The organism is Nitrosomonas eutropha, assembly GCF_003201195.1.
In the GTDB taxonomy this organism is placed as follows: Bacteria; Pseudomonadota; Gammaproteobacteria; order Burkholderiales; family Nitrosomonadaceae; genus Nitrosomonas; species Nitrosomonas eutropha.
In genome coordinates, this window is record NZ_QICQ01000020.1 from 32,109 (window position 1) to 52,214 (window position 20,106).

General features: G+C 50.2%; 17 protein-coding genes. 7 read left to right on the forward strand and 10 right to left on the reverse strand.

Annotation, left to right across the window (positions count from 1 at the left end):
* Positions 1-165 precede the first annotated feature (165 nt).
* Together gstA and C8R14_RS13755 are read right to left on the reverse strand one after the other, a co-directional pair.
* On the reverse strand, positions 166-774 hold the full coding sequence (gene gstA, locus C8R14_RS08330) for a glutathione transferase GstA (protein WP_011634410.1): 609 nt from the start codon (positions 772-774) through the stop codon (positions 166-168).
* A gap of 546 nt (positions 775-1,320) precedes the next feature.
* A complete protein-coding gene (locus C8R14_RS13755) occupies positions 1,321-1,494 on the reverse strand; it encodes a hypothetical protein (RefSeq protein ID WP_176752612.1) in 174 nt (57 codons plus the stop codon).
* A gap of 218 nt (positions 1,495-1,712) precedes the next feature.
* Between C8R14_RS13755 and recC the strand changes: the two genes are divergently transcribed.
* From recC to recD, 3 genes are read left to right on the forward strand one after another with little or no spacing between them, the layout of a single operon-like run.
* Positions 1,713-5,279, forward strand: coding sequence for an exodeoxyribonuclease V subunit gamma (gene recC / locus C8R14_RS08335; RefSeq protein ID WP_011634411.1), 3,567 nt, complete (start codon positions 1,713-1,715; stop codon positions 5,277-5,279).
* 15 nt (positions 5,280-5,294) lie between these two features.
* Entirely contained in the window at positions 5,295-8,981 is a 3,687-nt protein-coding gene (gene recB, locus C8R14_RS08340) for an exodeoxyribonuclease V subunit beta (protein ID WP_011634412.1), read from the forward strand.
* Positions 8,978-11,020, forward strand: a complete 2,043-nt coding sequence (gene recD, locus C8R14_RS08345; protein WP_011634413.1) for an exodeoxyribonuclease V subunit alpha — start codon at positions 8,978-8,980, stop codon at positions 11,018-11,020. The genes recB and recD overlap by 4 nt, the downstream gene beginning before the upstream one ends.
* 18 nt (positions 11,021-11,038) lie before the next feature.
* Here recD and C8R14_RS08350 read toward each other — a convergent pair whose 3' ends face one another.
* From C8R14_RS08350 to C8R14_RS08380, 7 genes are all read right to left on the reverse strand, one after another.
* Positions 11,039-12,343 carry a M18 family aminopeptidase gene (locus tag C8R14_RS08350; RefSeq protein WP_011634414.1) on the reverse strand — a complete coding sequence of 435 codons (1,305 nt, stop codon included), beginning with the start codon at positions 12,341-12,343 and terminating at the stop codon, positions 11,039-11,041.
* A 22-nt stretch (positions 12,344-12,365) separates the two neighbouring features.
* Complete coding sequence (locus C8R14_RS08355) at positions 12,366-12,794, reverse strand: TA system VapC family ribonuclease toxin (protein WP_011634415.1); 429 nt, start codon at positions 12,792-12,794, stop codon at positions 12,366-12,368.
* Positions 12,794-13,039 carry a hypothetical protein gene (locus C8R14_RS08360; protein WP_041353760.1) on the reverse strand — a complete coding sequence of 82 codons (246 nt, stop codon included), beginning with the start codon at positions 13,037-13,039 and terminating at the stop codon, positions 12,794-12,796. The genes C8R14_RS08355 and C8R14_RS08360 overlap by 1 nt, the downstream gene beginning before the upstream one ends.
* A gap of 84 nt (positions 13,040-13,123) precedes the next feature.
* Positions 13,124-14,461 (reverse strand): ATP-binding protein, encoded by a 1,338-nt coding sequence (locus C8R14_RS08365; RefSeq protein WP_011634417.1) that lies wholly within the window; start codon positions 14,459-14,461, stop codon positions 13,124-13,126.
* The gene (locus C8R14_RS08370; RefSeq protein WP_011634418.1) at positions 14,458-15,144 is read right to left on the reverse strand and encodes a response regulator transcription factor; all 687 of its coding nucleotides are present in this window, start codon (positions 15,142-15,144) and stop codon (positions 14,458-14,460) included. The genes C8R14_RS08365 and C8R14_RS08370 overlap by 4 nt, the downstream gene beginning before the upstream one ends.
* 68 nt (positions 15,145-15,212) lie before the next feature.
* On the reverse strand, positions 15,213-15,503 hold the full coding sequence (locus tag C8R14_RS08375) for a PepSY domain-containing protein (RefSeq protein ID WP_011634419.1): 291 nt from the start codon (positions 15,501-15,503) through the stop codon (positions 15,213-15,215).
* A gap of 85 nt (positions 15,504-15,588) precedes the next feature.
* Entirely contained in the window at positions 15,589-15,948 is a 360-nt protein-coding gene (locus C8R14_RS08380) for a DUF3824 domain-containing protein (protein ID WP_041353492.1), read from the reverse strand.
* A gap of 297 nt (positions 15,949-16,245) precedes the next feature.
* Between C8R14_RS08380 and C8R14_RS08385 the strand changes: the two genes are divergently transcribed.
* Entirely contained in the window at positions 16,246-16,791 is a 546-nt protein-coding gene (locus C8R14_RS08385; protein ID WP_041353761.1) for a DUF924 family protein, read from the forward strand.
* Positions 16,792-16,926: 135 nt separating this feature from the next.
* On the opposite strand, the gene C8R14_RS08390 is transcribed toward C8R14_RS08385, so the two are convergent.
* Positions 16,927-17,916, reverse strand: a complete 990-nt coding sequence (locus tag C8R14_RS08390) for an integron integrase (RefSeq protein ID WP_011634422.1) — start codon at positions 17,914-17,916, stop codon at positions 16,927-16,929.
* 125 nt (positions 17,917-18,041) lie between these two features.
* Between C8R14_RS08390 and C8R14_RS08395 the strand changes: the two genes are divergently transcribed.
* The 3 genes from C8R14_RS08395 (at position 18,042) to C8R14_RS08405 (ending at position 19,940) form a co-directional block, all read left to right on the forward strand.
* Positions 18,042-18,842, forward strand: coding sequence for a DUF4145 domain-containing protein (locus C8R14_RS08395; protein ID WP_011634423.1), 801 nt, complete (start codon positions 18,042-18,044; stop codon positions 18,840-18,842).
* A 76-nt stretch (positions 18,843-18,918) separates the two neighbouring features.
* Positions 18,919-19,416, forward strand: a complete 498-nt coding sequence (locus tag C8R14_RS08400) for a hypothetical protein (RefSeq protein WP_011634424.1) — start codon at positions 18,919-18,921, stop codon at positions 19,414-19,416.
* Positions 19,417-19,439: 23 nt separating this feature from the next.
* Positions 19,440-19,940, forward strand: a complete 501-nt coding sequence (locus C8R14_RS08405; protein WP_011634425.1) for a CC0125/CC1285 family lipoprotein — start codon at positions 19,440-19,442, stop codon at positions 19,938-19,940.
* Positions 19,941-20,106: the final 166 nt, after the last annotated feature.

A 20,106-nucleotide genomic window follows, 5' to 3' on the forward strand; every position in this document is an offset into this window, starting at 1 on the left:
ATTAAGAAACCATTTTAGAATCAAGTGAATGCTCGAAAACCCTGATTAAGGAACCCGATAGCTTTGCGACCAAACCCTAATGGGTAGCCCTATGGCTGGTTTCTGTCGAGAGGAATGAGGTCAAAACTCGGGAAAAAATTTAACTTTTAGCCTGCGCGCGAACAACTAGCGTATCAACCCTTCCTTCTGCATGGTTTCGATAACTGCTGGGCGCGCAGCGATGCGGGTCATATAATCCGTGAGTGCTGGCCACTTGCTCATATCGACCTGATGAAACTTGGTCCAACTTAGTGTCGTAAACAGGTACGCATCCGCAATGGTGAACAGGTTACCCAGCAAATATTGCTTACCATCAAGCTGATCGGCTAAAAAATTACAGTGCTTGCTGAAGGTGGCAAGTTGAGCAGTCTTCCATTCTGGCGTAATGTTGGGATGAAAAAGTGCACCCAGTGTTTTGTGGATCTCCGTTGCGATGAAATTTAGCCATTCCATCAACCGATAACGCTCCATACCGCCAAACTTCGGCGCTAATTTAGCATCCGGCTTTTCATCAGCAATGTATTGCAACAGTACAGCGACTTCGCTCAGAATCTCGCCGTTGTCGAGTTTAAGGGTGGGTACATAACCATTGGGATTGATCTTGGTGAAGTCTTCACCGTGTTCAGTCTGCTTGCTGGCGAGATCTACTTTCTCCAGTTCAAAGTTAAGACCTGCTTCACGCAACGCGATGTGAGGGGCCAAAGAACAGCTGCCCGGTGCATAATATAGTTTCATAATAGTCTCCATTGGTCAGAATTGTGATTGACGGACAATTCTGGATTTTGTCGCATTAAGCGCAAAAATGTATCTTTAGGGTGGGCTGACATGCCGTCACTTTAAGCGAGACATGGTTGAATAAACTGGGCTTAGCGTCGAGAATATAGCCTGTGAGGCACGATGCTGAGAAATTTTACCTATAAAAAACAATCCCCTATCAGTACAACGAAGTCCGTCGTCTCAAGATCAAAAAATCTCGTTATCAAGTGACAAACTGATACAAGTATAACAACGGATTACGGCGATGGGGTGATATCCCGATTTGATTTACGGAGGCAGCAATCGCTGAGTGGCACCCCGTGAAAACGGCAGCTCACGGTAGGTAATACCTGCCGCGAAAAACAAAAGCATGGATGAGTGCATCTGCACTCAACAAAATGGCTAAGCCAGGTGTGCCGGAGTCTATAAAAATCTAGAAATTAACGAGCGAATGAGCACTTGAGTTCAAATCTTGATTTATTCCACCACCCTAACGTTTCAGGCAATTTAAACGGGTAGAAAATCTTAAGCATCCACATCAATCCATTTTCTGTGTACCAGTAATTTTTCAATTTCCACCACAAACAACACCAACGACGATAATGCGAAACCCACGATTGGGCACCTTGAATAACCCGAGGTTTTCAGTAAATCCGGTCGCGAAATGATGAGCGCGATTAAATTCGATTCAATTTCCATGACAAATCGCCGCTTTTCCTGGCGATGTTGCGCCGTTTTTACCCTGAATCGCCCCGGGCATTGGCGATTTGGCCCATTTCGGGTATCAAAAGGCCTTGATTTCTGTCTCTCTGAAGTAGACCAATCGCTTCAGGTTGTAGTAGACCGCCATCATCGTCATCGCAAAGTTGGATGGAATACACCCAATACTTCCAGCACAATAAAAAGGGAGCTTTGCTTTGCCTGAAGGCCAGGGTCAGTTTACAAACGGTTTCATGGTTATCCATGGCAATCAGCCCGAGCTTTTGCGGCAGTTGCTGGTGCACTGGTTCAAGGCACATTCGCTAGATCCACTGGAAGATGAAATCATTCTTGTGCAAAGCAACGGGATTGCTCAATGGCTCAAGCTCGCGCTGGCAGCAAATACAACAGATACTCCCGGCAGTGGTTGTGGTATTGCGGCAGCACTCGATATGCTGCTGCCCGCCCGCTTTATCTGGCGGGTTTATCGGGCCGTGCTGGGGCCTGATGCTGTGCCGGACATCTCCCCATTTGATAAACCGCTGCTCATCTGGCGCTTGATGCGTCTCCTGCCAGACGTTATCCCCCTTCCGGGTTATGAACCCTTGGCACGTTTTCTGGAACAGGACAGTGATCTTCGCAAGCGCTACCAGCTGGCTGAAAAAATTGCCGACCTTTTCGATCAGTACCAGGTCTATCGTGCCGATTGGCTCGCCGCCTGGGCCAGAGGGGAACATGTACTGTACAACACTCACCATATTGCTCGCCCGCTCGATGCGACTCACTGCTGGCAGGCTATGCTGTGGCGCGCTTTGCTTGAAGACGTGGGAGTCGCCAGCCAGAGCAGCCGGGCAGTTGTGCATCAGCGTTTTCTGGATGCCGCCAAGAAACTGAAAAACCGGCCTGACGGGCTGCCTCGCCGTGTTTCTGTATTTGGTCTGTCTTCACTGCCGCGTCAGTCGCTGGAAGTATTACTGGCCATCTCGCCTGTCACGCAGATTCTTTTGTGCGTCCACAATCCCTGCGAGCATTATTGGGCCAATCTTCTCTCTGAAAAAGACCACGCCCGGCGAACCTCAAACCGGCATGCTCATAAAAACAATACACCTGCAACTATCACGGAAGATGCTTTGCATCTGTATGCCCATCCATTACTAGCTGCGTGGGGAAAGCAGGGCCGTGATTACATTGCCCTGCTGGATGAGCTGGATGAACCTGATGCCTACCGCGCCCGATTTGAACAAGTCGGCGAGCGGATTGATCTGTTTCAGAGCCATGGAGAATCAACGCTGCTGAACCAGTTGCAGGACGATATCCGCCTGCTGCGAACGGTGGATGAATCACGCGATACCTGGCCGGCAATCGATCCTGCCAGCGATCGCTCAATTCGCTTTCATCGCGCGCACAGCGTACAGCGCGAGGTTGAAATTCTGCATGATCAACTGCTGGCAGCATTCAATGCAGATGCAACACTGCGGCCGCGTGATGTTATCGTGATGGTGCCTGATGTAAATGCCTATGCACCCTATATTGAAGCAGTTTTTGGACAAGTTGAGCATTCTGATGCGCGTTATATTCCATTTTCAATGGCTGATCTCACGCAACGCCAGCAAGCGCCACTTATATTTGCCCTGGAATTTTTGCTGGATGTGCCAGAATCACGCTTGACTGTCAGTGACCTGCTCGATCTGCTTAACGTTCCAGCTGTCAGACAGTGTTTCGGGATCGGCATTAATGATTTGCCACGCCTGCATCAATGGATCAGACAAACCAACATCCGCTGGGGGTTGAGTGCCCGCCATCGCGCGAAATTTATTCAGGAAAGTCTTGAGCAAAATACATGGGCGCAAGGGCTCAAGCGTATGTTATTGGGCTATGCCGTCGGCTGTGATCCCACCGGACGCGAAGATTACAGTTGGCGTGACATTGAACCCTATGGTGAGGTTTCAGGGCTGGAAGCCGCGCTGACTGGCTCCTTGTCCCGGTTGCTGATCCAACTTGAAACACTTACCGAAACCTTTGCGGAGCCTGCCACACCTGCCATTTGGGGCCAGCGGTTGCAATTCCTGCTTCAGGGCTTTTTCAAGAGCGAGACAGCAGAAGACACAGCCCTGCTTTTGCAGTTGCAAACCAGCTTGCATGCCTGGCTTGAAGCTTGTACAGCCGCCAGTTTTACCGAAATGATCCCGCTGGCTGTTATCCGTGAACACTGGCTGGCCCAAATTGATCAGCCTAACCTGGCGCAACGCTTCATGGCCGGCGAACTGACCTTTGCAACCTTGATGCCAATGCGTGCCATTCCGTTCCGGATGGTCTGCCTGCTCGGCATGAATGATGGTGAATTTCCCCGTACCCACCCACCCGTTGATTTTGATCTGATGGCACGGGATATACGCCCGGGCGATCGTTCCCGCCGGGAAGATGATCGTTATCTGTTTCTGGAAGCGCTGCTCTCCGCTCGGGAGAAACTGCATATCAGCTGGGTGGGCAAAAGCATACTGGATAATTCCGATCTACCGCCATCCGTACTGGTCAGCCAGTTGCGGGATCACATCGCAGCCTGCTGGCAATTGGCGGATTCCCCGGACAACGATCTGCTGGCTGCCCTGACGGTTGAACACAAGTTGCAAGCTTTCAGCCAGGATTATTTTGACAAGGATCCGGCCACCTCAGCGTTGTTCACCTATGCGCGCGAATGGGAGCGCAAACTTATCAGTCCAGCGGCTCCAGCTGCTACGGAGCCTTCTTTGTCATTGCCTGTTTTCAATAGCCCTGTCTCGCTCGGACAGCTGATCGCCTTTTTGAAAGATCCCGTCAAAACCTTCTGCCGTGAACGGCTGGGTATTTATTACGAAATGGACGACCTGACCAGCGAAGATCACGAGCCTTTCATTCTGAATGGACTGGAACAGTGGTCACTCCAGGATCAATTGATTCAGGCTCGACTAGATGCTGTCAATCATGAAAATGACGAAACAGTCGCAGTGGAACAACAACTGGATCGCGTCCGGCGACGAGGTGAGCTGCCGCTTGGCGGAATGGCAGATTTGCTGAAAGCAACCCTGGCTGATCCTTTGGACAAAATGTTTAAGTGTTATCGCGAAGCGATTGCCAGTTGGCCATTTCCGCTGGAAGACCAAATATTTGAGTATCCATACGTCACCACTAATGGTGTGGCAATCACTGTGCAGGGGCGCATCACACAACACTACTGTATGCATGATGCAAGCAACACGAGCAATACAAGTAATGGTGATAAATACTGCCGGATCGAACTGAGTTCCAGCGATTTGCTGAAAAATAACAAATGCCGTCATGACAAACTGCTTGCTGCTTGGATATTCCACCTGGCCGCACATCTCGATGGCCAGCCGATCACAACACGGATCATTGGCAAGAATGATCCGGTACAAATTAATCCACTGACGCCGGATCTCGCCAGACAGTACTTCAACATGATTATTGAAGCCTACGTTAACGGCTTGTGTACGCCGCTGCCACTGGCGCCCAAAACCGGTTTTGCCTGGCTGGAAAAAGAAGGGATGCCTTTTAACGGCCCTCTTGCGGCATGTAAGCAAAAGGCTGTTGGCACTGCCCGCAGCCAATATGAAGATGACTATCAGCGTACTGGTGAAGCCAGTCAGAGCATCTATCTACAGCGATTTTATCCAGCCTTTGCACAACTGTGGTCAAACGGCCGCTTTACGCAGCTTTGTGATGATCTGTACGCGCCGTTGATGCACCATGCCGACACACCTGGGGCAAATACCAAAAATCCGGAATAAAGGCTAGTACACACCATGAGCCAGAACATCACACCACTTGATCTCTTTACCCTCCCTTTGACCGGGAGCCATCTGATCGAAGCCAGCGCCGGTACTGGCAAAACTTTCACTATCGCCATGCTCTACGTTCGCCTGATCCTGGGACATCAGGGGGAATTTGCCTTTTCCGGTGGCGCATTGACACCCCCAGAAATTCTGGTGGTAACTTTTACGGAGGCCGCCACCAAGGAACTACGCGATCGGATTCGCGCACGTCTGACAGAAGCCGCCCGCCTCTTTCGAGCTGACCCAATAAATGCGCAATCACTGAACGATACTGATCCGCTGCAGCAGTTGCTCTTCGAATACTCACCTGCCGAATGGGCTGCCTGCGCCCGCAAACTGGAACTGGCAGCTGAATGGATGGATGAGGCAGCCATCTCGACCATTCATGGCTGGTGCAACCGGATGCTGCGGGAACATGCCTTTGATAGCCAAAGTCTCTTTACCCAGGAGCTAGAAACTGATCAAACAGAATTACGGGCAGAAGTGGTACGGGACTATTGGCGGATTTTTTACTACCCGCTTACCCTGGAAGAGATTGTCTGGATTAATGGTTATTGGAAAAGCCCTACCGAACTGGGAAAGGCTGTCACCCCCCTGCTCGATTATGTGGATCAATTGCCTGATTTATCTGCTACGGATCCATCGACCATTATCAGTGCCAGCCAGGAAAACAAACAGAATCTACTGACCAAGCTCAAACAACCTTGGGCACTTTGGGCAGATGAATTACAGGCGCTGCTTGATGCTGCTGAGGCAGCCGGCCAGATTGATGGGCGCAAACTGCGTGCTGACTGGTACACCAATTGGTTAAATAAGCTGAGAGATTGGGCCAATGATCCCGCCATGGATAACGTAGACATTGGTAAGGGTTGGGAGCGTTTGACGTCGGAAGGGATCGCGAAAGCATGGAAAAAAGGTACCTCCCCCCATCATCCCGCATTCGACACAATTCCTGTGCTAAAGGAAGCACTTAATAACCTGCCCGATCCCAGGATTGAGCTGCTAAGCCATGCTGCCTGCTGGATTGCCAAAAAATTTGACACCATTCGGAAACACCGTTCCCAGATCGGTTTCAATGATCTGCTGACCGGCCTTGAAACCGCCCTCACCGGCCTTTATGGCGAGCGGCTGGCTCAAGTCATCCGCCAGCAATTTCCGGTTGCGCTCATTGATGAATTTCAGGATACCGATCCCGTTCAGTACCGGATTTTTGAATATATTTATGAGATTTCCAGCAATCGAAATGATTGTGCACTCATCCTGATCGGTGATCCCAAGCAGGCAATCTACGCTTTCCGGGGAGCAGATATTCATACCTATCTCAAGGCCCGGAGAGCAGTTGAGGGACGACTCTACACGCTGAATACAAATTTCCGCTCAACCCAAGCGATGGTTGATGCTGTCAATCATTGCTTTGCATCTGTTGAAAACCAGGCGGATTCTCGCGGCGCATTCCTGTTCAGAACCGGAGATGGTAACCCCGTGCCTTTCCTGGAAGTTCAAGCCAATGGTCGCAGGGATACATTCCAGATTGAGGGAGAGACATTGCCCGCCATGCTGCTGGCTGTTTCAGCCCAACAGATGGAACTCTCAAAAACCGATTACATTGAGCAGATGTCTGCCCTCTGTGCAACCCGGATCGTTGACTGGTTGAACGACGGGAAATCCGCAAAAGCCGGGTTTGCCGGCCAGGACATGTCTTTCCGGGCAGTCAGGCCAGGGGATATAGCCATTTTGGTCAATAACGGAAATGAAGCCGCCAACATCCGCCAGGCTTTGCTGCAACGGGGCGTCCGTTCAGTGTATTTGTCCGATAAGGACACGGTTTATGCCACCCGTCAGGCAACCGAAGTCCATCGCTGGCTAGCTGCCTGTGCTGAACCTGACAACGATCGCCTGCTACGCGCCGCGCTGTCCACCACATCGCTGGGCCTCACGCTAGCAGAGCTTGATGCTCTCAATACGGATGAAGCGGCGTGGGAAGCCCAGGTAATTCAATTCAAGGGCTATCGCGAGTTATGGCAAAAGCAGGGAGTGCTCCCGATGCTGCGCCGCATCCTGGTTGATTTTAAATGCGGCGATCGCCTGCTTGCGCTCAAGGAGAATCTCAACGGCCAGAGCGGAGAACGCATCCTGACTGACCTGCTTCATCTGGCAGAAATATTACAGCAGGCAAGCTTTACGCTGGAGGGTGAACATGCGTTGATCCGTTTTCTGGCCGAGCAAATTGCTGCCCCCGAGGGGGAAGCAGATAGCAAAAAACTGCGTCTGGAAAGCGATAGCGATCTGGTGAAAGTTGTCACCATTCATAAATCAAAGGGGCTTGAATATCCGCTGGTTTTCTTGCCGTTCATCTGCATAACCCGGCCTATCAAAAATAGTGATATCCCGCTCAAATGGCACGACGATCAGGGCACATTAAAAATTTCCCTTGCTGCTCACCCCGAAATCATGGCACGTGCCGATCTGGAACGCCTCCGTGAAGACGTACGCAAGCTTTATGTGGCATTGACGCGTGCCTGCTATCTGACTTGGATGGGCTTGGCACCCATCAAGAACAAGTCAAGCGCGGTTGGTCATTTGTTCAGATTGAAAGCTACCCCGGCTGAACAATATCTTGACGCTCTCCAGTCTTTTGTACAGGAACGCCCTGATTTCTGTGTGACGGACAAACCGGACAACAATCTTGAGCAATACGTTGCAGAAACCCGATCCGCCCCGCCGGGTGAGGCTTGCCGCCCGCTGCGGATGGTGAGAGAAAACTGGCGCATCAGCAGTTATTCGGCGCTTCGGGTTGATGGTAATGTTCCATCCACGCGAATAGCTCAGGAAGATACACCGCAGGCAGAAAATCTCCTGGAAGAGCAACTCGAACGCTCATTCATCTCACTACAGCCTGTTTCAGAACAACCGGCAAGCGTGACCATTCATCATTTTTTCAAAGGAGCTGAGGCGGGCATCTTTCTGCATGAACTGATGGAATGGGTCGCCAACACCGGCTTTACTATTGTATCGAGTGATGAAACCGACTTGCGTGACACCATTGAGCGTCGTTGCAAGATGCGCCACTGGGAAACCTGGGTTGCACCACTTGTTGACTGGGTCAAGCGCATGCTGTCCACATCCCTGCCGTTTGGCTCAATTGGAATTTGCCTCAATACGCTGACTGTTGTTAAAGCCGAGATGGAATTCTGGGCTGAAGCCAGCAATGTCGATCTGACTCTACTGGATGCCGCCGTGATCGAACAGACACTGGCAAGTCGCCCGCGCCCGCATCTGACACAGAGTGAGTTAAACGGAATGCTCAAGGGTTTTATCGATCTGGTTTTTCAATATGATGGGCGCTATTACGTTGCGGATTACAAGTCAAACTGGCTCGGTGCCACAGATCAGGATTACACTGTGGCTGCCATGGACGAGGTGATTCGTGCCAACCGTTACGATCTGCAATACGTCATTTATCTGTTTGCCTTGCATCGGCTCCTTAAATCCCGTCTGCCCGATTACAATTACGAACAACATGTGGGCGGTGCCGCCTGTCTCTTCGTGCGCGGGATTGATGCACCCACAGCCGGTGTCCATTTTGAACGCCCCCCGGGAACGTTAATGGACACGCTGGATGAGCTATTTGCCGGGAAGACAGAAGGTAGCGCATGAGCACTCCAGCAACAAACCCGCAGGAAATACTGGCTCTGCTGGAAAGCTGGGTTACCCGTGGCTGGCTGCGCGAGCTGGATCTTGCCTTGGTACGTTTTTTAAAAACTGAAGTTCCTGCTATGGATCCGGTATTGATGCTGGCAACCGCTCTGGTCAGTCACCAACTGGGGCGAGGTCATGTTTGTCTGGATCTGGACAATCTCTTAAGCGATCCTTGTACGGCGTTGTCGTTGCCCTCTGGCCAGAATGAGCCCTCTGCCAGAAAAGAAATTCAGCATATCAGCGTTCTTCTGGCGGACTGGAAAGCATCCGGCTGGCTTACGCAACAAACGGAACTGATCAGCAAGGATGAGAGAAATACACCGCTGGTGCTTGCTGGCCCTCGTCTGTATCTGCGCCGCTACTGGCGTTATGAACGTCAGGTGGAAGCTGCTATCTACCAGCGGCTGACCAGTAGTCAGCAGATTGTCAGCCAGTTGCCTGAAATTGAGTTCAAAGACAAACTGAATGCACTTTTTCCACCCAGCGGTACCACGTATACACAAACAGACTGGCAAAAAATCGCTTGTGCACTTGCTGCCCGCAGTGCATTCAGTATCATCACCGGCGGGCCAGGAACCGGAAAAACGACCACTGTAGTTCGTCTGCTGGCACTGCTGCAATCGATTGCGCTCATCCAGCATCCGGAATGCCTCCTTAAAATCTGCCTGGCCGCCCCTACTGGCAAGGCAGCAGCACGCCTCAAGGAATCCATTACCGGCGCCATCGACAAGCTGCCCGCTTTTATTCAGGACGATACCACGCTGAAAACGAGCATCCCAAGCAACGTGACAACCCTGCACCGTTTGCTGGGCTCGCGTCCGGATTCCCGGCTGTTCCGGCATGATGCACGCCACCCGTTGCCACTGGATGTACTGGTGATTGATGAGGGCTCCATGATTGATCTGGAAATGATGGCAGCCGTACTCCTTGCCTTGCCCCCTCACGCTCGCCTGGTTATCCTGGGAGACAAGGATCAACTGGCTTCTGTTGAAGCAGGTTCTGTGCTGGGTGCCTTGTGCCACCGGGCTCAGCAAGGGCATTTCCAGCCTGAAACTGCCCAATGGGTTGAAACGGCCACCGGAGAAAAGATTGATCCCGTTCTGCTGGATACAAACGGCTTGCCACTTGACCAGCATATTGTGATGTTGCGGACAAACTGGCGATTTGATGCTGCCAGCGGCATCGGGCAACTGGCCCGTGCAGTCAATACTGCTGATTCGGAAACCATTCGCACAATCTGGATGCAAGGCTATGATGACTTGTTCCGTCATAATTTACCTGATCTCGAAGATAGCCGCCTGGCAACCATCCTGCTCGGCCAATCTGGAGAAAAAGATACACCGCAAGGAATTGCGGGTTATCTGGGCATCATTAAAGCAGAGCGGCCACCACTGGATGCAGAAAAAGTTGCATTTGATGCCTGGGCGCATCAGGTGTTGCAATCGCACGGCCGTTTTCAGTTGCTGTGTGCGCTCAGAAATGGCCCATTTGGGGTCAGCGGCATGAATCAGCATATTGAAGCACTGCTGGCCAGACACCAGTTGATTAAACCTGGCAGCATCTGGTATGAAGGGCGCCCGGTACTGGTCACCCGCAATGATTATGCGCTTGGTTTGATGAACGGGGACATCGGGATAGCGCTCAGCTATCCCACGCCTAACAGGACAACCGGAAAACTGGAATGGGGTATACGGGTTGCCTTTGCCAGAGGAAATGGCAGCGGTGGTATTCACTGGGTGCTGCCCAGTCGTCTCTTGTCAATCGAAACTGTTTTTGCACTGACTGTTCACAAATCACAAGGCTCGGAATTTGAGCATTGTGCCCTGCTGCTACCACCCGAACTGAATCCCGTTCTGACACGAGAGTTGATCTATACCGGCATCACCCGGGGAAAACGCTGGTTATCCATCATTTGTACCGGAAACAGCAATATTATTGATCAAGCCGTTTCCAGAACGGTCCAGCGCTCCGGCGGATTGTTTGCCGGATCATCCTGATCAGGAGCGGCTGGTACGCTAACTCAATAAAAACTGTTTCAACACTTTGATCATATATTCGTGATCCTGCACGCCCGCGCTCTCCCGGATGCTGTGCATGGCCCACATCGGGCAACCGATATCAATACTGCGTATACCCAGTTTGGCTGAAGTCATTGGCCCGATTGTGCTGCCACAAGGTAAATCTGAGCGATGTGAATAGCGCTGATAAGGTACATCCGCTGCTTCACACCAGTGAATGAAATGAGCGGCAGAAATACTTTCTGAGCTATAGCGGTGATTGGCATTGAATTTGATTACCGGCCCCTGGTTCACGGATACCTTGTGATCTGCATCATAAGCCGAGGGAAAGTTGGGGTGATAGGCATGTGCCATATCTGCACTAATGAGAAAACTCTGCGCTAGTGCACGCGCAGCATCTTCGTGATCTGGAGAAGTGGCCAGGCTGATCCGCTGTAACAAATCTGTCAAGAAACTGCCGCCCGCACCAATATGGCTTTCACTGCCAATTTCTTCATGATCAAAAAATGCGCAAACAAACGTATTTGCGGCATGGTTAAGCGCAGTATCATCCAGCATTGCCTGTAATCCGGCATGACAGGACGCCAGATTATCAATCTGGCTATTGGTATAAAACTCCTGGTTTGCCCCCCAGAATGCCCCTTTCTGTGTATCGTAAACAGCCAAATCCCAGGACAGGATTTGTGAAGCACCAATTCCTGTCATCTGTTCCAGCAGCGCCAAAAAACAGGATTGCGGCAGTTGATCGTTGGTCAATTGCGCAAGGAATGGCAACAATTCATTCTGTTTGTGCAGCTTCAATCCTTCTTCATTGACGCCCCGGTTCATGTGAATTGCCAGGTTCGGTATGCGCAGCAAAGGATGATCAATACGCACTAATTTATGTGCAAGATGTCCCTGCCCGTAGGAATAACTGACGCGCCCGGCCAGGCTTAGATCACGATCAGCAAAAGTGGCGAGAATGGGGCCGCCATAAACTTCAACCCCCAACCGGACAATACCATCACTGGCAGTTGCGGCATTGGGTCTGATTCGCAATCCGGGAGAATCGGTATGTGCGCCGATAATTCTGAATCCAGATTCTGCCGGTGGTGTCTGTCCCGGTACGAATAATATAATTGAGGAATCATCTCGCACCACATAGTAGCGCCTGCCCGGATGTAACTGCCATCTGGCTGTTTCATCAAGCCGGATGAATTGAAATTTTTCGATCTCTGCTTCGATCGAAGCAACGGCATGCCATGGGCTTGGACTTTTGTCGATAAAATCCAGCAGATTCTGCACATACGTTTGAGCTATCATGATCTCTGTTTTTAAAGGGAAGTTATAAAATTACAATATGTTGTTGGCTTGCACCTGAAACAATGTCCGGGTTCAGGCGCGAATCGAAGCTGACAAAACGGCAATGATGGCGTACAGCGAGCCCCAGCAAATAACTGTCAATAATTTGCCAATGACCAAGCATTTGTTGCCAGTTTACTTGTTCTGCATCCAGCAGACTGTAATCATCTGCTACAAATGCATGGGTTGGATGCGCTATAGCCTGTGCTAATCGGCTGGCCACAGCAGCCAGTGACAATGCTTCCGGATAGGCCGGCTGAGTCATGATGCGCAGACACCCGTTTTGGGTGAGCGGACAAGAAGCCCAACCGTGGATGATCTCCTGCTCCAGCCATTGACTGGCACGAACATGATGGACATGGCCCGCATCAAGCAGGGCAATCAACACGTTGACGTCAAGCAAAGCGCGCATCAAATACCTTCTTCATCACGCAGGCGATTAATAAGTTCGTTGCTGACAATTACGCCACGCGATGGAAATGGCCGAAAACCGGTTACAGAAGAGGCATCGTCAGGAGAAGATACTTCGGCAACATGGCCAGCCAGAGCCTGGCGCACAAGACGTGATATAACTTTGCCAACGCTTACATTTTCCGTACGGGCAATTTCCTTTGCGGCGGCAAGAACATCGTTCTCAATATCTATCGTGGTACGCACAATAAACTCCTTTGACTGATGTATACGCATCATGATGTTATCACACCATGCGATCATGCCACCCAATCTTGGGAGTGCAGGCTGTTATTTGCTTCTTTCGAAGTGCAGTATGACGCTGAGTCCCCCAACAGGATGGTTTTCAATCAATAATTCACCGCCATATACCTGCATGATGTCGCGTACTATGGCCAAGCCAATACCGTGGCCAGAGGTGGATTGGTCGGCACGCGCACCACGTTCCAGAATGCGGGCGATTTCATGCGGTGGGATACCGGGGCCGTCATCCCTGATTTGAATTTCCACTTGATTTCCCTGATAACCGGCAGATAAATGAATGCTGTAACGGCACCACTTGAATGCATTGTCGATCAAGTTCCCAAGCAGTTCCATCAGATCGCCTTCGTCAATGCGCAGACGGATGCTGTTATCAATGTTCACTGTAATATCCGGATGCTTGTGGCGATAGGCTTTGGTCACCGTGTTGATGATTCTGTCGATCATCGGGCGTAACAAGATCAACCCCATGCCTGGTGAGCTGCCGGCAGTCGCGGCACGGCGTAATTGATACTGGATGGTGTTATCCATGCGGTCGATTTGCTCTTGAATTGTTTTGTGCCGGATGACCTCCTCGTCCTCACCATGAATCGCGCCTTGCAGTATAGCAAGTGGTGTTTTCAGACTGTGCGCCAGATCAGCAAGACCGTTGCGATAGCGCTTCTGCTGCTTGTGTTCATGGGTAATCAGGGAATTAATGCTGTCAGTCAGTAGTTTAAGCTCTCTGGGATAGATACCCTTGAGGCTTTCCTGTCGACCGGATTCAATTGCGGCAAGCTCCACGGAAACTTTGCGTAATGGCAGCAGCCCCCAGCGTAATACCAGCATTTGTGCAGCGAGCAGAACTACCGCCATGACACCCAACCAACCCCATAGATCTTCACGATAACGTTCTATCTGGGCATCAAGCAGCGTGGTATCGGTTATGACGTTGAAAGTCAGCGGGTAACCGCCAGAGGAGGTTTCCCAAGCGATGCCGTAGCGATAGATAAAGTGTGGTTCGTCATTGAGCAGGATCTGCTCAAATATTTTTTCTCCCTGTCCCAGTGGGGCAATAGCCGGAATAGATTTATTCAATGACGAGATGGAACGCCAAATGATCGTGTTGGCAGGGCCGATGATGAAGGCATAAGTATGCGAGTTGACGTGTTCAAATTCCACATCCAGCTGATTGACAGGCACATCCAGTTCGCCGTCTTCCACTTCGGCATCACCCATCAGCATTAACAGTTTTGCAAATAGGCGATCCTTCACCCCTATGCGTGCACTGTCGTAGAAAGCGCGATCCAATGTAAACGTAATGCCGCCAATAAAAACCAGTAATACCAGCGTTGCACTGAGCAGGACACGCTGATTGAGCGACATCATGCCGATTTATTACATTCCAGTATGAAACGGTAGCCACGCCCACGCATGGTTTCAATTGGCTTTAATGTACCAGCGGGATCAAGTTTGCGCCGCAACCTGCCAATCATGACCTCAAGCACATTGCTGTCTCGATCTTCGTCATGTGGATAAAGGGCGTCTGCAAGTATTTGTTTAGAAAGCACTTCACCACGATGACGCACCAGTTCTTCCAGCAAGCGGTATTCAAATGAGGTTAATTCGATATTTACACCATTGATGGAAACCTGTTGTGCTGTCATATCCACCGCGATAGGGCCGCATTCCAGCAAGGTCTGCGGGATGCCGTTGGCACGGCGCAATAATGCTTTGACCCGGGCTTGCAGTTCTTCCATTTGAAATGGCTTGGTCAGGTAATCATCCGCACCCGTTTCCAGGCCGCGCACCTTGTCTTGCCAACTGCTGCGCGCGGTCAGAATCAAAATTGGCAGGAGACTGCCCCGCTGTCGCAGTGCCTTGATTACATCCAGACCGGATTTACCGGACAGGCCAATATCGATAATGGCGGCATTCAAACGGTATTCCGTAGCGAGAAACAACCCTTCTTCGCCATTGTTGCAAGTATCAACCATGTAACCTGCTGCTTCCAGTTGCTGACGAATCTGGTTTTGCAAAAGGAATTCATCTTCGATAACCAGAATGCGCATTCAAGCCTCTTGTCTCACAGGGTGACAATAAAATGCGTTGAATTGAATCATGAAATTTACTTTGAAGATTAATGCGTGGATACAACCGCGCCATTCTGTGCATTGATCAGAATGGTATGCACTATGCCCTGGTCACTCAGTATTTTAATGCGATAGAGATTATCAGTTCGGTTGATTGCCAGCACACGTCCCCTGAAATGTTGTTGTGCGATGGCGATTGCTCGCTGTTCCGAAATGCCGTTTGCTGAACTGCCTGCTTTGCTGCGCTCACTGGCTGTATTAGGTCGGCTGGCGGTGGTGTCGGATATTGCAGCGATCATGATTAGCACAACCAATAACGCTTGCTGCCATCCATTCATAAACCCTTATCCTTGCACGCCGATAATTAAAATCAGGCGGAAGCAGAATAAGTTTTTAATTTAGATCTGCCTCTCGCCTTTCGCATCAGAAACGTAACATAAAATCCACATTCCCGGCACTGATCCCCATATTCATTCGGGGTGGTACAACATATACCGGAGCCGGGGGGTAATAGTTGTAATTGTAATTATATTGTGATTGCGGGTAGTGTTGCTGATAATAGACAGGCGGCTGACTATAGATGTGCATATGCCCGTTAGAGTGCCGATGATGATCATGATCATGATGGTGATGGTGGTGGTGCTTATGCTTATGGCGCTTATGCTTATGATGGGAATGGCCATGATGTCCTCTATCAGCGTGCGCCAAGGAGGGTGTTGCCAGACTGGCAGTCAATAATGTGGTTAGTGCCAGACCAATCAGTTTTTTGGTTTTGACGTTCATGATATTTCTCCTTGGTATTATTCTTTTCAGGTTGATTCCTGATGCTACCAATGTTAGGACACCCAGCCTGAACCCAAGCTGAATAGGAAAACCCACTACCCAACCATCGTTCAATTAGTGTAATTTCTATCGTTTTAAGCATGGCACCCCACTGGAATCACAATCTGGTTTTCCCGGTTTTTGAGGGCACCGTGAACCAGATCACACATCTGAGAGGCGTTAAAACCAGGTGTAATAATTTAGTGATTCGAGATATCAGGTTTGCACGTTAACTTTTCGAAACTCGATAGCATGGTAATGAAAATATACACAGAGGTTCTGTCATTCTGGTTCCAGGAAATCAAGGAAAAACTCTGGTTTTCTGCTGATGCAAACTTTGATGAACTGATTCGTCAGCGTTTCTCCGGTTTGATTCAGCAGGCCGCCGCTGCCGAATTGTTTTCATGGCGGACGACTGCGACAGGCCGTCTTGCTGAAATCATCGTACTGGATCAATTTTCGCGTAATGTCTATCGTGATACCCCACAGGCATTTGCCCAGGATCCCATGGCATTGGCGCTTGCCCAGGAAGCTGTCGCTTCCGGCGCACTGCAGTCATTGAATCAGAAGCAACGCGGTTTCCTGTTGCTGCCTTATATGCACAGTGAATCGCGGCAGATACATGTCGTGGCAGCAGCACTCCATAAGGATTTTGCCTCGGCAAAAAGCTATTACTACGAACAGCGACACAAAGCCATCATTGACCATTTTGGCCGCTACCCGCACAGAAATAAAATTTTGGGACGAATTTCCACGCCGGAAGAACAAGCGTTTCTGAAGCAGCCACTCTCACATTTCCATTAAGGAGCCTGTAAAAAAACTACCTGTGCTGCCATTTCTGCGTTTAAAGTTTGCTCAAAAGCTTCCATTCTTTTGCTAACTTTGTCCTTGAACTGCCTATAAGCGTTAGGCAACTGGAAACATTCTGATTAATCAGTTTTACAGATGATCCAGCGGGCTGATCACACCTTTGCCACCTTTGTTCAGTACATGGGTATAAATCATTGTGGTGGCAACATCACTATGCCCCAATAGCTCTTGCACTGTACGAATATCATAGCCAGCTTGTAAAAGATGCGTGGCAAAGGAATGGCGCAGGGTATGTGGTGTAGCTGGCTTGGTCACTCCCGCTGCCAGCACTGCCTTCTTCATCGCACGCTGCAGCAATTTTTCATCCATATGATGACGTCGCTCTACACCACTGCGCGGATCAACTGAATAGCTCTTGGCAACAAAAATATACTGCCAAATCCAGTCAGTCGCCGCCTTTGGATATTTTCGCTCCAGTGCATCCGGTAAATACACTGCGGCCATATCTTTGGCCAGATCATCCTCGTAGAGCAATCGCCGGTGTCGTATATGCTCATTCAAAACCGGGATCAAACTTTGCGGCAACATTGTTACCCGATCTTTTGCCCCCTTGCCATCGCGCACCAGTATTTCAGCTCGCTCAAAATCCACATCTTTAACCCGCAAACGTACACATTCCATTAACCGCATACCGGTGCCATACAGCAAGCGCGCCATTAAGCCATGTGCTCCTGTCATCCGACCCAACACCGCCTGTATCTCATTATGCGTCAGCACCACCGGCAAACGTGCCGGCCGCTTTGCTCGCACCACGTTGTCAAGCCAGGGCAAATCGATTTCCAGCACTTCCCGATATAAAAACAGCAAAGCTGAAAGTGCCTGATTCTGCGTTGATGCCGCCACCCTGCCCGATACAGCAAGATGTGTCAAAAAAGCCTCCACCTCCCCGGCCCCCATCTCCTGTGGATGCCGTTTATCATGAAATAAAATGAAGCGCCGTACCCACTGGACATATTGCACCTCAGTCCTTATGCTGTAATGCTTTAAACGCAGCTTGTCACGAAGCTGATCAAGTAACTTGGGTGAAGTCGGCGCATGAGATGGTGGCATTTTATTCATACTTTTTTTAAATTCATTGTGTTATCAAATAATAAATTTGTTATACACCTTCTTGTGAAGAAGTATACACCGCTTGCGGTGTATACTGAACGTTAGGCGAATAGGACGAATGTAAGGAAATAGCTATGCCGAGAGAACCTTCCCCGCCGTCGATAACTGAGACCGCCTTCGATTGTCCGCATTGCGGGGCATACACGACTCAGTATTGGTTTGAGGTATACGCAAATGCGCGAGACAAAAACGCCACCCCGCATATTCCGGACGGAAACACACGAAAACGGATAACCGAGACTAAGGACATTCCAGATGAGGCAAAACGCAATTTCCTCGAATGGTGTGACAAGATGGATAGCGGTTTAATCTATCTGGAAAAGAATGACGGCAAATACGTATATAGAAATGTTAACAACCTAAACCTAAGTCAGTGCTATAACTGCGACAAAGTCGCTGTATGGGTTCATGGGAATCTGATCCACCCAAATGAAAAACTTGGCGTGCTCCCAAATCCCGACCTTCCTGATCACATAATTCGGGATTATGAGGAAGCTCGGGGCATTCTTGGTGATTCGCCAAGAGGTGCAGCAGCGTTGCTTCGCCTTTGTGTGCAAAAACTCTGCATGCATCTTGGGGAGAAAGGCAAGAACATTGATGATGACATCGCAAGTCTGGTTTCAAAAGGATTGAATCCACTTGTTCAAAAGTCATTGGATATAGTTCGTGTAATCGGAAACGAGGCGGTGCATCCTGGCGTAATCGATCTAAACGATGACAGAGACACCGCCAGCCAATTACTCATCCTCATCAACTCTATTGCCGATCAGATGATTAGCCATCCCAAGAAAGTCGAAGAACTTTACGGAAAACTTCCCGAAAATAAGCGTGAGGCAATAGAAAAGCGCAATAGCAAGGTAAAGCCGAGTGAATAATTCGCCTAACAATGCGCTCCTGCCGACGTCGGCGTTAACGCGCCGCCGCGGCAGAGCTTAGGCGTTAGAGGTCACTATGATTGACCGCGAGGCACGTGACAGATTTGCCCAAGCGATTCGAGCCTTGGTTGCGGGCACCATTACCAATGACCAGTTTGAGGACATACGGCTCCCCTCTCTCAACACCGCAGACCCTGCCATTGCGGCGATCTATCAAGAGGGTGCCTGGCACTTGTACTCTGACTTGGAAGAGCATCGGCTTCGTGGCAAGCACGCACTGTCCCCCAAGGATAAATCTCATGTCGCCCGTTGGGTTCTCTTCCTAAAGACCGACTTGCCATACGAGTGGCCGGAGCTCCGTGGCATGCGGTTCTTTGCTCTTGGGCTCGCCAACCTGTTTACATTTGGGCTTGCCAACCGATTCTATGCAAATTGGTTCAAGCAGCAGGGGGAGGTAGAGGTATGGCCATTCATCCGTCAAGCGGACTATGCGGCTGCACTTGAACGCCCAGTGTATTTGGGGGTGGCCTCTAACAATTCGTTCAAGCCGATGCCGCTTCGCGGCACGGCTTAACTCAAGCGTTAGGAGTATCAACGATGCGAAACATCGCGTTAATCACATTGGTTTTGGCACTCGCTGGATGCGCATCCGCATATAAGCCCAAAGGGTTTGGAGGCGGGTTCAGCGAAACACAGCTGGATACGAACGTTTTTAGAGTGTCATTCCGAGGAAACGGCTACACTCGCGCAGAAAGAGCAGAAGAATTGGCGCTGCTACGCAGCGCAGAACTTACGCTTAAAAATGGGTTTACCCATTTCGCAATTATTGACAGCCAATCACGCGAGAAGCACAGCGCATACACGGCGCCAACGCAGTCATATACAACAGCAAACGCCACTGCATACGGCAATTCTGCCTACGGTACAGCCAACACCACAACATACGGCGGGCAAACCTTCTTAATTTCAAAGCCGAGCACAACCAACACAATTATGTGCTTCAAAGGAAAGCCTGATATCCAAGGGCTCGTGTATGACGCACAGTTTTTATGTGGCTCGCTCGGCAAAAAATATGAAGCTATCTGCGGTGCAAATTAAGGCCACTCCTAACATTGCGGTCGAGAGGGACGCTCCGCCAGCGGGGCGGGCTTCGCCCATTTTCGCCCCGTTTGAACCGCCCCGGGTTTTGAGGAGGCTCCACTATCTGAGAAGATGGAGCCATGAACAAATCAAATAAATATTCCCCCGAAGTAAGAGCGCGCGC